The following is a 13,839-nucleotide window of genomic DNA, read 5'->3' on the forward strand; positions in this document are numbered from 1 at the left end:
GGAAGCGCGGGGGTCGCGTGGTTCATCGCTTCGCGATGTTATAAAGCACACGGCAGCGAGGCGCATACAGGGGGGCGGGGAAGCGACGACCCGAGGGGCTTGGGATAGACGCGACCATGGTCTTCATAGTCGCGTCTATCCCGGAGGGCGCGGCCAATCGCGCCCGTCCCCGAGGGTCGTCGCTTCCCCGCCCCCGCCCATCAGCCCCGCCCGTTAACTGGCAGTCGAATGATTCGATTGACAACTTTCGGGACCTCGTGTTATAATTAGCACTGGATGGCGGCGAGTGCCAATAAACTCCTCGCCGGAATTTAAGACGGTAAGATACCCGGAGGTAATTCAGATGGCCGAAGCGACTCTCTCGAAAGTGAAGATCCAGCCCCTCGGCGACCGCGTGCTCGTCAAGCCCGTGGAAGCGAAGGAGACGAAGCGCGGCGGGATCATCATCCCCGACTCCGCGAAGGAAAAGCCGCAGGAAGGCGTGATCGCGGCGTGCGGCAAGGGCAAGACGACCGAAGACGGCAAGGTGATCGCGCTCGACGTCAAGGTCGGCGACAAGATCCTGTACGGCAAGTACTCGGGCTCCGAGATCAAGCTGGAGGATGAGGATTATCTCATCATGCACCAGGACGACATCCTCGGGATCCTGAAGTAAATACGGACAAGCCCTCAATTCCCTTATAACGGAGATAGATAACAATCATGGCTAAGCAGATTATTTTCTCGGACGACGCTCGCCGCAAGATGAAGGAAGGCGTGGACAAGCTCGCGAACGCGACGAAGTGCACTCTCGGACCCAAGGGCCGCTCGGTCGTCCTCGAGAAGAAGTTCGGCTCGCCCGTCATCATCGATGACGGCGTCACCATCGCCAAGGAGATCGAGCTCCAGGACGCCTACGAGAACATGGGCGCCCAGCTCGTCAAGGAAGTCGCCTCGAAGACCAACGACGTCGCCGGCGACGGCACGACGACCGCGATCATCCTGACGCAGTCGCTCCTCTCCGAGGGCATCCGCAACGTCACCGCCGGCGCGAACTCCAAGTCCATCCAGCGCGGCATGCACAAGGCGCTCGAGCTCGTCGTCAAGGAGCTCAAGAAGAACTCCCGCCCGGTCAAGACCAAGGAAGAGAAGGCGCAGGTCGCGACCATCTCCGCCAACGACGTCGAGATCGGCAACATGATCGCCCAGGCCATGGAGAAGGTCGGCCATGAGGGCGTGATCACCGTCGAGGAAGGCAAGTCCTCCGAGACGACGCTCGACGTCGTCGAGGGCATGCAGTTCGACCGCGGCTACGTGTCTCCGTACTTCGTCACCGACACCGAGCGCCTCGAGACCGTCCTCGAGGACGCGTACATCATCATCACGGAGAAGAAGATCTCCGCCATGAACGACATCCTCCCGGTGCTCGAGAAGATCGTGCAGACCGGCAAGCCCTTCCTGATCCTCGCCGAGGACGTGGAGGGCGAGGCCCTGGCGACGCTCGTCGTCAACAAGCTCCGCGGGACCCTGAAGTGCGCGGCCGTGAAGGCCCCGGGCTTCGGCGACCGCCGCAAGGAGATGCTGCAGGACATCGCCGTGCTCACGCACGGCCAGGTCATCTCCGAGGAGCTCGGCCACAAGCTCGAGAAGGTCGGCCTCGACATGCTGGGCCGCGCGAAGCGCATCGTCATCGACAAGGACAACACGACGATCGTCTCCGGCCTCGGCGACAAGACCGAGATCAAGAAGCGCGCGGACGCCATCCGCCGCCAGATCGAGGACACCACGTCCGACTACGATCGCGAGAAGCTCCAGGAGCGCTTGGCTAAGCTCTCCGGCGGCGTCGCGGTCATCAACGTCGGCGCGGCCACCGAGACCGAGATGAAGGCCAAGAAGGCGAAGGTCGAGGACGCGTCCAACGCGACCCGCGCCGGCGTCGAAGAGGGGATGATCGCGGGCGGCGGCGTCGCGCTGCTGCGCGCGGGCGAGGCTCTCGACAAGTTCAAGGGCGCGGACGAGGACGAGACGACGGGCGGCCAGATCGTGCGGCGCGCTCTCCAGGCTCCGATCCGTCAGCTCGCGGACAACTCGGGCCAGGAAGCCTCGGTCGTCGTCCAGAAGATCCTGAGCTCCGCTCAGGGCATCGGTCTGGACGCCTCCAACGGCGAGTATGTCGACCTCTTCAAGGCCGGCATAGTCGACCCGCTGAAGGTCACCCGCACCGCGCTCGAGAACGCCGTCTCGATCGTCGGCACCATCCTCACCACCGAGGTCCTCGTCTCCGACATCCCGGAGAAGAAGGAGCCCGCGATGGCCGGTGCCGGTCATCAGCACGGCGGAGACATGTATTAAGAGACATCCGAACTAACGGCAACGTTAGTTCCCATGCCTCGCGAAGGATAAACAAGCCCCCCTGGTTCGAAAGGACCAGGGGGGCTTCTCTCAAAAACGAATTCCCATGGACGAAATAATCAAAGTCATCGCGTATCCAATCGTTATTCTTATTCTGGGCCTGGTATTCATGTCCATGTTTAAGAGTCCCATCACAAATCTGATTGGGCGCGCGCGGAAAGTAAAACTTCCAGGATTTGACGCTGACACCGAAGCATTAGCTCAGCCGACAACCACGAATCAGAACACCCCCGCAATTTCTCAACCGGCACACAGCGATTCACCAGCAAACGCGCCCAGCGACACTCACATCCTAAACATGGAAGCATTGCGCGAATTCGACAGCCCCTTGCTCGTCGAGATCGAAAACAACATCTATGCAGAATTGGAAAAGAGGAAAATCAATCCGCCCGTTGGCTCCCGTCCCGGGGCCGTCACTCTGCTTGTAAAGAGCCTAGGCAAGCTCATCATCCAAACTCAATTCGAAGGGATCTACGATCATATTTTCCGCAGTCAGCTGGAGATTCTTGCGCACCTCAATTCACTCGCACCCAAAGGTGAAACGGAGAAGTCAATTAAGGAGTATTACACCAAGGCTCAGGAGCAGCAACCTCGCCTCAAGGATTACGCCTTCACCAACTTTATCGGATACTTGCTTGCGCATCAATTAATACGCAAGGACGGAAACATCTTTGCCGCTACTGTTAAGGGCCGGGAATTTCTTTCCTATATACCGAGTTCAGGCAAGAGTTTCGTACGGCCGTTGTAATTGATAAATTGATTTAGCCCAACCCAAGGAGCATAAAATGACCCCGACCCTCGAAAAGCCGCTCGCCCTTTCCGCCGTGGAATACTTCAAGGCCAAGCTCTCCTACGAGATGACCCCGTGGACGCTCAAGGGTCTCCTCATCGACGGAACCCCGACCTCCTGCGGCCTCAAGTCCTCCGACGTGCTCGTGCTCGACGTCCGCTCGGCCGAGGCGTACGCCGAGGGGCACCTCCCGACCGCGCTCAACATCCCGCTCGCCGACCTCCCGGGCAAGCTCGCGACCTTGCCGAAGGACAAGACCATCGTGACCTACTGCGGCAACCTCACCTGCGCCTTGGCCCCCAAGGCCGCGCTCGTGCTCGCCGAGAAGGGCTTCAAGGTCATGGAGCTGTTCGGCGGCCTGCAGACCTGGCAGGAGAAGGGCTTCCGCGTCGAGAAGAAAGCCTAAGCCTTCGCCGCGATCTGAAATGGGACCGCCCCGAAAGGGGCGTTCCTTTTTGTGGGATATCCCACTTGACATTTTTCCCACTCCTGCTACACTAAACGCATGGCCAAGAATAAAGGCGGGGCGACGATGCTGGCGGACGGGCATTTCACCTTCCTCGGCGAGACGCGGACGGATTCGAAGAAGCGCGTCGTGCTGAAGGGGGAGGTTTCGAAGCATTATATGGCTTACGTCAACGACGCCGGCCAGATCCTCCTCGAGCCGATGTCGCTGATCCCGACGCGCAGCTTCAACTCCCTGAGCGCCAAGACCCGGGCGTCGGTGCTTCGGGGCCTCAAGCAGGCGAAGGAAGGCGAGGGCCGCTACCTGGGAAGCTTCGCCAAGCACGCGAAAGCAGGCTAGTACGCGTGAACTTCCGCCTGATATTCCAGCCCGAGGCGGAAGGACAGCTTTCGGCTCTCGCAGGCGCTTCCGGCTCGTCCGCACGCCTCAAGGCCGTTCGTAAATGCCTCGGCTTTCTGGAAACGAACCCTCGCCACCCCGGCCTCAACACTCATAAGTACGACTCTCTCTCGGGTCCGCGCGGGGAAGAAGTATTCGAGGCCTACGCCCAGAATCGCACGCCCGGGGCTTTTCGCGTCTTCTGGTATTACGGTCCAAACCCCGGCTGCATCACGATCCTCGCCATCAATTCGCACCCCTAAGGCGGAACAATTTCCTGACGCCCCGGTCACCCGGACGCGCGCGCGGCTTTGGTAGCCTCCTCGCCGAAGCCGTTCCACGCTCAAGGAGGCCCCATGACCCCGCACGCGACCACGAAGCCGCTGAAGACGCCGAAGACGCACGAGCCGTCCGCCGCGGACTACTTCATCGCCAAGCTCAAGTACGAGATGAGCCCTTACGGCCTCAACGCCTTGATGGAGGAGGGGGCGAGCGGCTATCAGATCATCGATGTCCGCTCGTCCGAAGATTACGACGCGGGCCACATCCACGGCGCGCTGAACATACCGCTCGTGGACCTTCCCAAGATGCTCTCCGAGATCCCCAAGGGCAAGACCATCGTCACCTACTGCGGGAGCATCACCTGCCAGCTCGCGCCGAAGGCCGCGCTCGAGCTCGCGCAGAAAGGGTTCACGGTCATGGAACTGCACGGCGGGCTCAAGGAGTGGCAGAGCTACGGCTATCCCGTGGAGAAATCCTAAAAAGTGAAAAAGTGGAATGCCAGGCACCGTCAAAGGCCGGCTTTATGGACGCTGATCCACTGGATGGGGGCGTTCCAGACCACGGGGGCGGGGCGGAAGGGCCGGGGCTCGGGGGCCGCGGCGGGAGCGGCGGCGCGGGTGATGACGGGGCCGTCGGACAAGGTGCGCGTGCCGTCGAAGCTGGTCAGGACGTGCTGCTCGCGCGGGGCATAGGCGATGGAGGCGGAGACGGCCGGCTCCGGCTCCGGCTCGGGGCCGAGGTCGCCGAGGAGCGGGGCGGGGCTCGCGGAGCGGGTCTCGACCGGGGTCGGCTCGGCCTGCAGGGGCATCGGCGCGAAAGCCGAGGCCGGAGCGGCCGCCTGGGCGGCCTCGCGGCGTTCGAAGGGGCGGGCCTCGCCGGCGACCGTCTCGGGAGTCTCGGGGACGCGGGGAGAGGCCAGCACGGCGCCGGCGCCGATCAGGGCCAGGCTCGCGACGGCGGCGACGGCGAGTCCGGCGGTCTCCTTCTCGCGGCAGGAAGGGGCGATGGGGGCCATCAAAGAGACTCGGGTCCGCATCGCCGGGTGGGGGGTGTACGCGAGCTCGAGCGCGTCCATGACGGAAGCTTAACCCCGGACCCATGTACGGGATGTTTCAGGATGGATAAATCCCGGTAAAAACGGGGGCGCGGAGCTAGAGGTCGAAAAACCGCGTCTAAATAGGCCTTTCGGCCCATTCCGTGTAATTTCGCTCACGAAGTGTGCTATAATGATTATGTTCGGTGTTCATTGACAACCTAGAAAAAATCCGCTACCGCATGAACGCGGCAGCCGCACGGACGAACCGTGACGGCGGCTCGTTGACCTTGGTGGCGGTCACAAAATACGCTCCGCTCGCCGCGGTCCGCGAGGCCTTGTCGTCCGGCCTCGTGACGGACGCGGGAGAGAGCCGCGTGCAGGACGCCGAGAAGAAGAAGCTGGAGCTCGGCCCGCTCGCGGGGAAGGTCCGGTGGCGCCTCATCGGGCATCTGCAGACGAACAAGGCGAAGAAGGCCGTTCAGACCTTCGACGCGATCGACTCCGTGGACAGCGAAAGGCTGGCGGCGGCGCTCGACGCGGCGATGAAAGGCTCGGACCGGAAGCTCCCCGTGATGCTGCAGGTGAAGCTCTCCGAGCGCGAGACGCAGTACGGCGTGAGCCCGGCGGAGCTGCCGGGACTGATCGAGGCGGTGAGCAAGCTCCCGCGCCTCGAGCTCCAAGGCCTCATGGGCATCGCGCCCAACGTCGAGCCCTTGGAAGCGGTCAGGCCGAGCTTCAGGCTTCTGAGGGAGCTGAGGGACGAGCACCTGCCCGGAGGAAAGCTCTCGATGGGCATGAGCCGCGATTTCGAGATCGCGATCGAAGAAGGCGCGGACATGATCCGCGTCGGAACACAGATTTTTGCACCCTAGTCCGACATCAAGGAGGCCCCTGCATGATCGTGAAAGTGCGCGTCATTCCTAACGCCATGGACAACGAAGTGGTCAGCCGCATCGGCAGCGTGCTGCGGGTGAAAGTCGCCGCCCCGGCGGTCGACGAGAAGGCCAACGCCGCGCTCAAGGATTACCTCGCCGAGTTCTTCGAGGTTCCCGGAAAGCGCGTCAGCATTCTGCGCGGGGCCAACGGCCGTGAGAAGACGGTCGAGATCGTGGGCAAGACGGAGGAGCAGCTCAAGCGGGTGATGGACTCCATCCCCTAAAGAGCGGCGCTTCGGTCTCGCCGGCGCGAAGTGCGAGGGCGAACAAGGCAGCAAGCCTTGTTCGCCCTCGTCCCGTTTATACGGGCCCTGCCTTAAAAGCTATAATCGCTTTCGAAAAAAGAATGGCCAAGAAGCCGCTGCACGAAGACCCGATCAAGCACATCGTCTGGAAGGGGGACCGCCTCATCGTCCTCGACCAGCGCTATCTGCCGAGGACCGTCAAGTACGCGACCTGCCGCACCGCCGCCGACGTGGCCAAGGCGACCAAGGACATGGTCCTGCGGGGCGCCCCGCTGATCGGCTGCGCCGCCGCCTACGGGATGGCGCTCGCCGCCCGCCGCAACAAGCTCTCCGACGTGCTCAAGGCCGAGCCCGTCCTGCGCCGCGCCCGCCCCACCGCCGTGAACCTGATGCACGCGCTCGACCACATGCTGGCCGTCGCGAAGGCCGGCCCGGAGAAGACCCTCTCCAAGCGCATGGCCGCCGCCGCGGTGAAGTACTACGAGGACGACCTCGGCTTCAACGCCCGCATGGCGACTCTCGGAGCGCGGCTCCTGCGGCGCGGCTCGAGCGTCATCACCCACTGCAACGCCGGAGCCCTGGCCACCGCCGGGATCGGGACCGCGGTCGGCATGATCCGCGGAGGCTGGCTGGCCGGAAAGGTCTCGCACGTGTACCCGTGCGAGACCCGGCCCTACCTCCAGGGCGCGCGGCTGACTTTGTGGGAGCTGATGATGGCCGGCATCCCGGCGACCCTCATCACCGACAACATGGCCGCCCACCTGATGAAGACGAGGAAGATCGACGCGGTGATCGTCGGCTCCGACCGCATCGCCGCCAACGGCGACGTGTGCAACAAGATCGGCACGTACGGCCTGGCCATCCTCGCCAAGCACCACGGCATCCCGTTCTACGTGGTGGCCCCGTCCACCACCGTCGACCTGTCGACCAAGCACGGGGATCTCATCCCGATCGAGGAGCGTTCGACCCAGGAAGTCGTCGAGATCTTCGGGGTCAAGATCGCTCCGAAGGGGGCGAACGCCCATCATTTCGGCTTCGACGTCACGCCCCACGCGCTCGTCACCGCGATCGTCACGGAGAAAGGGGTCGTCTCGCCGGTCAACGGCGCGAATCTAAGGAAGGTTCTAAACAACTAATGTCCAATCACCAGCACAAGCCGCCGACGACCCGCCCCAAGCTCACCAAGATCCTCGCCACGCTCGGCCCCGTCTCGGCCAAGCCCGCCGTGATGCTCGACCTGCTCGCCGCCGGCGTCGACGCGTTCCGCCTGAACTGCTCCCACGCCTCGCTCGCGGAGCTCGAGAAGAACGTCAACCTGATCCGCTCCATGTCCCGGCAGAGCCGCCGCGCCTGCTCCGTCGTCATGGACCTCCAGGGCCCGCGCCTGCGCGTCGGCCGCCTGCGCAACGGCGAGGCCATCGACCTGCGCAAGGGGGCGAAGACGCGCATCAGCGTCGCCGACATCCCGGGAACGGCCGAGGAATTCTCCACGAGCTTCAAGAAGCTCCCCCAGACCGTGAGGAAGGGGATGGAGATCCGCCTGGACGACGGCTCCATCGTGCTGTCCGTGCTCAAGACCGGCTCGAACTGGGTGGACTGCGAGGTCGTCATCGGCGGCAAGCTCAAGGAGCACAAGGGCATCAACCTGCCCGGCGCCGACATCGACCTGCCCGCGCTGACCGCGAAGGACCTGCGCGACCTGGAGATGGGCCTCAAGTGCGGCATTGATCATGTGGCTCTTTCCTTTGTTCGCTCGCCCGACGACATCCTCAAGGCCCGCCGCATCATCCAGAAGGCGGGGGCGCCGACGCGCATCATCGCGAAGATCGAGCATCCGCTCGCGCTCGACCGCATCGACGACATCCTCGACGCGGCCGACGGCATCATGATCGCCCGCGGCGACCTGGCCGTCGAGCTGTCCGCCGCCGAGGTGCCCGCCCTGCAGAAGATGCTCGTGCGCCGGGCCAACGACGCCGGCAAGCTCTCCATCGTCGCCACGCAGATGCTCGAGAGCATGATCAGCCACGCCCAGCCGACGCGCGCGGAGGCCTCCGACGTGGCCAACGCGATCTACGACGGCGCCGACGTGGTCATGCTGTCCGGCGAGTCCGCCGTCGGGCTCTATCCCGTCGAGACGGTGACGGTGATGGCCGACATCATCCGCCGCGCCGAGGCCTCTAATTTCAGGTACAGGATGATACCCCACGGCCTGCTCGACTCCCCGGAGACGGGCTTCGCTCACGCGCTCGCGCGCGCGACGCACGACGCCTGCGACGTCACCGGCGCCAAGGCCGTCATCGTCTACACGATGACCGGCTGGTCGGCGCGCATCATGTCGAAGTACCGGCCCTACGCGCCGATCGTGGCGATGACCCCTCTCAAGGCGACCTACAACCAGCTCGCGCTGTACTGGAGCATCGCGCCGATGATCTGCCCCCTCGGCAAGACGACCGACGAGATGCTCGGCTACGGCGAGAGGATCCTGCTCAAGAGCGGCGTCGTCAGGCAAGGGGAAACGACCCTCGTCACGGCCGGCGGCACGGCGAAGCACAAGGCCTCGAACATGCTGAAGATCCACGTCGTCGGGTCCTTGACCTACCGCTGAGCGGCGGCGCGCCGCAGGGCGCGCGTCCACGCCCGCAGGCGCGCGTCCATCGCGTCGAGGTAGGCGTTGAAGCGGTCGAGCTCCTTCAGCTGACGGTCCACCCGCGCCCCCGCCGCCGCCTTCGGCCCCGTCCGGGGCTCGGCCGCCTTGAAGGCGGCCAAGGTCACGGCGCGCGCCCGCGAGCCGTGGGCGGAGGGGACGTTCGAATAGCCGTACGGCACGGCCGCGATCGTCTTCGCGATGGTCTCCGGCTTCCAGAAGAACGACAAGCGCTCGCTGCCGGCGAAGGCGGCCGCGCGCTCCGGATGGCGCTTCGCGAAGGCCTTCACGAAGAGCGCCTGCACGGTGAAGGCCTCGCGCTCGTCCTCGTGGCCGTACAGCATGGCCGCGTCGGTCGTCGTCATCCTCGAGGCGTCGGCATGCAGGCGCTGCAGGCGGTGCGTGGTCTCGTGGACTATGATCGGGGCCATCTCGAGGGCGAAGTCCGCCAGGAGCGCGTCGTCGGTCAGGAGGTCTCCGGCCTTTCGTCCGCGCTCGAGCAGGAACAGCCCCAGGTTCTCACGCGAGACGATCAGGCGGTCGGTCTCGTTCTGGTAGCCGCCGAGCGCCGTCTCGAGCTGGTCGAGCTCGACGCGGCCCAGCGCCCGGTCGAGGACCGGCTCCGCGGGCGTGCCGGCGGCCCAGCGCTTGACGGCGGCGGGCAGGCGGGCCGAGACGGCCGCGAGCGTCCTCTTGGATATCTTCTCCGGCGTCGAGCCGGGAGCGTCGCTCTCCGCGAGCCGGTCGAGGGCGCCGCGCGCGGCGTCCATGTCGCCGGCGGCGCTGACGGCGCCGAGCACGGCGGACAGCCCCTCGTCCCGGGCGCGCCTCGCGGCGCGGCGAGCGCGCCGCAGGTCGGCGGCCAGGGCCTCGTGACGCTCCAAAGTCCGGTCCATCCGGTAGTCCTCGTTGGCCGACATATAGGGCGCGGCGCGCCGGGCGAACTCCTCGAGACGCGCGCGGTAAGCGGTCCCGTCCATGGACAGACGGCGCCCCTGAAGGAGCTGCTCGCGCAGCGCGGCGACGATCGCCGAGGAGCGCTCGTCCACGGTCAGGCCCTCCCAGAGCTCCTCGGTCGCGCCCGCCGCGCCGAGCCAGCCGCGCAGCTCCGCGTCGAGCGTGCGCCATTCGGCGAGGGCCGCGACGACTTTCCGCATCTCGGCCGAGGCCAGGCCGCGGCCCGCGTAGAAGGCGCGGATGTCGGCGGGCCTGCGGAAGGACGGCTCGGAGTCGCGAGCGACCAGGGCGCGGCGCAGGTTGGCGGCGTCCTCGTATTGACCGGGCAGCGCGGCGAGATCGAGTATCTCATGCGCGCGCTGGAAGGAGGGGGCGAGCATGCCCGGATCCCGGGCGCGCAGAAGGGCCTGGGCCGCGTCGTCGCGCAGGAACGACGCCGCGGCGCCGGTCCGGTAGGAGGTCAAGCCGGCCTGGTAGCCCGCGAGACGCTGCGGGACGGAGACGACGCCGGCGGCCGCGCCGACGGCGAGAAGCAGCGGGAGTAAAGCCCCGAGGACGAGCCGGAACGGCTTCATAGACCGAGGATAAGCGAGGCGCGAAGCGTCCTACAGGGTCTTTGGTCAGGGGCTCCCTGGGACCGGGCCCAGAAAGGGGCCTATCTGCTAGAATGGCGGCCATGGCGAGCCCCTTTCGCGTCGTACTGATGACCGCTCCGCGCGGAAAGCGGGCCGAGATCCTGGCCCGGGGGCTCGTGACCGAGAGGCTCGCGGCCTGCGTCAACGTCGTCCCGGGCGCGGTATCGCATTACCGCTGGCGGGGAAGGATGCGCCGCGACGCGGAAAGCCTGCTCGTCGCGAAGACTTCCGCGGCGAAGCTGCCCGCGCTCAAGCGCTGGGTCGCGGCGCGCCACCCCTACGCGATCCCCGAGGTGCTCGCGCTGAAGGTCGAGGACGGCGCCAAGCCCTACCTCCAGTGGCTCGCGGGGGAGCTCGAATGAATCCGCCCTCGGAGCCGCGGCTATCCTCGAGGATAGTCGAACGATGAACAAACCCGTCCACCCGACCTACTGGCCCGTCCTCCTCGAGGCCCGCGACGAGGCGCCCGGCGCGCGCACCTTCCGCTTCGCCTCCCCCGCGGGGTTCCGCTTCACGCCCGGTCAGTTCCTGATGTTCCATTTCGCCGACGACCCGAAGACCTGGCGCGCGTACTCGATCTGCTCCTCGCCGCTCGCGGAAAGCGAGTATTTCGAGGTGACGGTGGGAATGGTGGGGGCGTTCTCCGAGCGCCTCGGGGCGCTGAAGCCGCACGCGGAGGGGGGGCTCGCCGTGCGCGGACCGTTCGGGCGCTGGACCTACGACGGCTCGCTGCGCCACGCGGTGCTGGTGTCCGGCGGCACGGGGCTGACGCCGTTCCGGGCGATGTGCCTGCTGAAGATAGGCATGAAGAACGAGAACCGGATCACGTTGTGCTGCGCGGCGAAGAAGCCCGAAGGACTGTTGTATCGCCATGAATATGAAGGCTGGCGAAGCCACGGCATCAACGTCAACGAGAAGGTGACCCAACCGGGCGCCGGGACGGACTGGGACGGAGAAATAGGCCGATGGAACGCGGGCTCGGTGTTCGCCGCCGCGAACGACGCGGCGGCGGTTTATTACCTGTGCGGGCCGAACAAGATGGTTCAGGAACTGAGGGAAGGATTGGAGGGGCTCGGAATCCCGCCCCAAAGCATACGGACCGAGAAATGGGGCGATTACACGGACCTCTTTTGAAGCTCATACTCGCCTCGGCTTCACCTCGGCGTCGCGCGATATTGCGGGCGGCCGGAGTGAGCTTCAGCGTCGACCCGAGCGGAGTGGATGAGAACATCGATGAGAAGGATCCGCGGAAGCACGTCGTCAAATTAGCGCGGCTTAAAGCGCTGGATGTCGCGAAGCGCCATCCCGGCCGGCCCGTGCTCGGCGCCGACACCATCGTCGTCTGCATGGGCGAGATCCTGGGCAAGCCCAAGGACCTGAAGGACGCGGTGCGCATGATCACTTTGCAGTCGGGACGAACCCAGCGCGTCTACACCGGCACGGCGCTCGCGATCGGGCGGCGGGTGTACACCGAGGTCGCGGTCACCAAGGTCTACGCCCGCCTCCTCGACGCGGACCGGCTGAAGCGGCTGGCGGGCAAGCACATGGACAAGGCGGGGGCGTACGCCGTCCAGGACCGCCATGACCCGCTCGTCGCGCGCATCGTCGGCGACCGCGACAACGTGACCGGCCTGCCGATGCGCTCGGTCAGACGGCTTCTGGCTCGGGCGCGACGGGAAGCGTGAAGTAGAACCGGGCGCCCTTCTCCTCGGCGTCGCCGACGCCGATCGCGCCGCCGTGGCGGGTGACGACCTTCTCGCACAGGGCCAGCCCCAGGCCGACGTTGCCCACGTGGCGCTTCATGTCCCGCTGGAAGAACTTCCGGAAGAGCTCCTCGCGCGCCTCGGGGGGGACGCCGGGGCCCGAGTCGCTCACCTCGACGAGCACCTTGTCCGGGCCTTCGGCGCGGACCTTGATCGAGATGCGCCCTCCCGAAGGCGTATGCTCGACGGCGTTGTGCACGAGGTTGTCGAGGACGCGGCGCAGCAGGGCCGGGTCGCCGAGCACGGGAGGAGGGGCGTCGTCGGGGAGGGCCAGGTCGAGGCTTTGCTTGCGGTCGGCCACGATCAGGCCGAAATCCTTGGCGCAGGCGCGGGCCAGCGCACTCATCTCCACGAGGTCGGTGTTGGACAGGATGGACGTCTCCTCGAGCTTGGCGAGCTGGAGCACGTCCTCGACCATGCGTTGGAGGCGGGCCGTCGACATCTCGAGCAGCTCGAAGGTCCGGTTGTGCTCGCGCTTGCCGCCCTTCGTCGCGAAATCGGAGAGCAAGGTGAGGCCGGAGCGGATGACGGTCATCGGCGTCTTGAGGTCGTGGACGAGCATCGCGGCGAGCTCGCGCTTCTCCGCCTCGAGCGTGCGCCGGCGGCGGGTCTCGGCCTTGAGGCTCACGCCCATGCGGTTGAACGCGGCGGTCAGGCGGGAGACCTCGTCGCCGTCGCCCTCGCCGCCCAGGCGCCGGAAGTTCTGCGGGTCGGCGGCCATCGCCTCGAGCCGCCCGACCAGGCGCTCGAGGCGCTCGCCCGCGAACAGGCCGATCAGCCAGGCGATCAAGGTGATCGCGCCGAAGGCGGTGACGCCCGCCTGCACGCCGCGCGCGCCGATCTCGTCGAGGCGCCGCTCGAGGGCGTCCGTCCGGAAGCCGACCTGCACGACGCCCCTGCCGCGCGGCCCGAGGTCCACCGGCCCCTCGACGTCGAAGATCCCGTCGGTCACCTGGGCGATGCGGCGGCCGGACTTGGGCTCGCGGCCGATCAGCTTCGAGTCCTCGGAGCTGCCGACGAGGCGCCTGCCCCTGCGGTCGCGGACGACGATCGTCGCGATCTGAGCGCGGCGGATGAGGTCGGTGAAGCGCTTGCCGACCTCGCCCAGACGGCCCTGGCGCGCCTCGGACTGGACCACGGCCTGCACGGCGGTCAAGGTCACGGCCCCCAGATGCTCGGCCTGCGCGTAGGCCTCGTGCCGCGAGGAGCGCACGCCCAAAAGGACGAGGCCGCCGGCGACGAGGCCGCCGGACACGGCGAAGACGAGGGCGAGGCTCAGACTCAGGCGCATGGGGTTTCGGACCTGGCTCATTCTAT

17 protein-coding genes are annotated in these 13,839 nt (G+C 66.1%); 14 read left to right on the forward strand and 3 right to left on the reverse strand.

The window, feature by feature from the left end; genetic code table 11:
* Positions 1-367: 367 nt before the first annotated feature.
* The 7 genes from HYV14_06745 (at position 368) to HYV14_06775 (ending at position 4,786) form a co-directional block, all read left to right on the forward strand.
* A complete protein-coding gene (locus HYV14_06745; GenBank protein ID MBI2385695.1) occupies positions 368-655 on the forward strand; it encodes a co-chaperone GroES in 288 nt (95 codons plus the stop codon).
* 47 nt (positions 656-702) lie between these two features.
* On the forward strand, positions 703-2,331 hold the full coding sequence (gene groL / locus HYV14_06750) for a chaperonin GroEL (GenBank protein MBI2385696.1): 1,629 nt from the start codon (positions 703-705) through the stop codon (positions 2,329-2,331).
* Between the two features lie 106 nt (positions 2,332-2,437).
* Positions 2,438-3,139, forward strand: a complete 702-nt coding sequence (locus tag HYV14_06755; protein MBI2385697.1) for a hypothetical protein — start codon at positions 2,438-2,440, stop codon at positions 3,137-3,139.
* Positions 3,140-3,176: 37 nt separating this feature from the next.
* A complete protein-coding gene (locus HYV14_06760) occupies positions 3,177-3,587 on the forward strand; it encodes a rhodanese-like domain-containing protein (protein MBI2385698.1) in 411 nt (136 codons plus the stop codon).
* Positions 3,588-3,686: 99 nt separating this feature from the next.
* A complete protein-coding gene (locus HYV14_06765; protein ID MBI2385699.1) occupies positions 3,687-3,986 on the forward strand; it encodes a hypothetical protein in 300 nt (99 codons plus the stop codon).
* A gap of 5 nt (positions 3,987-3,991) precedes the next feature.
* Positions 3,992-4,288 carry a hypothetical protein gene (locus HYV14_06770; protein MBI2385700.1) on the forward strand — a complete coding sequence of 99 codons (297 nt, stop codon included), beginning with the start codon at positions 3,992-3,994 and terminating at the stop codon, positions 4,286-4,288.
* Positions 4,289-4,381: 93 nt separating this feature from the next.
* Complete coding sequence (locus HYV14_06775; GenBank protein ID MBI2385701.1) at positions 4,382-4,786, forward strand: hypothetical protein; 405 nt, start codon at positions 4,382-4,384, stop codon at positions 4,784-4,786.
* Between the two features lie 29 nt (positions 4,787-4,815).
* Here HYV14_06775 and HYV14_06780 read toward each other — a convergent pair whose 3' ends face one another.
* Entirely contained in the window at positions 4,816-5,382 is a 567-nt protein-coding gene (locus tag HYV14_06780; protein MBI2385702.1) for a hypothetical protein, read from the reverse strand.
* A gap of 200 nt (positions 5,383-5,582) precedes the next feature.
* On the opposite strand from HYV14_06780, the gene HYV14_06785 reads away from it, so the two are divergent.
* From HYV14_06785 to pyk, 4 genes are all read left to right on the forward strand, one after another.
* On the forward strand, positions 5,583-6,215 hold the full coding sequence (locus tag HYV14_06785; protein ID MBI2385703.1) for a YggS family pyridoxal phosphate-dependent enzyme: 633 nt from the start codon (positions 5,583-5,585) through the stop codon (positions 6,213-6,215).
* Positions 6,216-6,238: 23 nt separating this feature from the next.
* On the forward strand, positions 6,239-6,502 hold the full coding sequence (locus HYV14_06790; protein ID MBI2385704.1) for a DUF167 domain-containing protein: 264 nt from the start codon (positions 6,239-6,241) through the stop codon (positions 6,500-6,502).
* 122 nt (positions 6,503-6,624) lie between these two features.
* The gene (gene mtnA, locus HYV14_06795; protein ID MBI2385705.1) at positions 6,625-7,659 is read left to right on the forward strand and encodes an S-methyl-5-thioribose-1-phosphate isomerase; all 1,035 of its coding nucleotides are present in this window, start codon (positions 6,625-6,627) and stop codon (positions 7,657-7,659) included.
* Positions 7,659-9,128 carry a pyruvate kinase gene (gene pyk / locus HYV14_06800; protein ID MBI2385706.1) on the forward strand — a complete coding sequence of 490 codons (1,470 nt, stop codon included), beginning with the start codon at positions 7,659-7,661 and terminating at the stop codon, positions 9,126-9,128. Before mtnA ends, pyk begins: the two co-directional genes overlap by 1 nt.
* Here pyk and HYV14_06805 read toward each other — a convergent pair.
* Positions 9,119-10,699, reverse strand: a complete 1,581-nt coding sequence (locus tag HYV14_06805; protein MBI2385707.1) for a hypothetical protein — start codon at positions 10,697-10,699, stop codon at positions 9,119-9,121. The genes pyk and HYV14_06805 overlap by 10 nt on opposite strands.
* A 101-nt stretch (positions 10,700-10,800) precedes the next feature.
* On the opposite strand from HYV14_06805, the gene HYV14_06810 reads away from it, so the two are divergent.
* Genes HYV14_06810 through maf form a run of 3 tightly spaced genes read left to right on the forward strand, consistent with a single transcriptional unit; the run spans position 10,801 to position 12,444 of the window.
* Entirely contained in the window at positions 10,801-11,121 is a 321-nt protein-coding gene (locus HYV14_06810) for a divalent-cation tolerance protein CutA (protein ID MBI2385708.1), read from the forward strand.
* Positions 11,122-11,164: 43 nt separating this feature from the next.
* Complete coding sequence (locus HYV14_06815) at positions 11,165-11,893, forward strand: FAD-dependent oxidoreductase (GenBank protein MBI2385709.1); 729 nt, start codon at positions 11,165-11,167, stop codon at positions 11,891-11,893.
* Complete coding sequence (maf, locus tag HYV14_06820) at positions 11,890-12,444, forward strand: septum formation protein Maf (GenBank protein MBI2385710.1); 555 nt, start codon at positions 11,890-11,892, stop codon at positions 12,442-12,444. Before HYV14_06815 ends, maf begins: the two co-directional genes overlap by 4 nt.
* Here the strand turns inward: maf and HYV14_06825 are convergent.
* Positions 12,407-13,834 carry a HAMP domain-containing histidine kinase gene (locus HYV14_06825; GenBank protein ID MBI2385711.1) on the reverse strand — a complete coding sequence of 476 codons (1,428 nt, stop codon included), beginning with the start codon at positions 13,832-13,834 and terminating at the stop codon, positions 12,407-12,409. The genes maf and HYV14_06825 overlap by 38 nt on opposite strands.
* Positions 13,835-13,839 lie beyond the last annotated feature (5 nt).

Source organism: Elusimicrobiota bacterium, assembly GCA_016182905.1.
Classification (GTDB): domain Bacteria; phylum Elusimicrobiota; class Elusimicrobia; order UBA1565; family UBA9628; genus GWA2-66-18.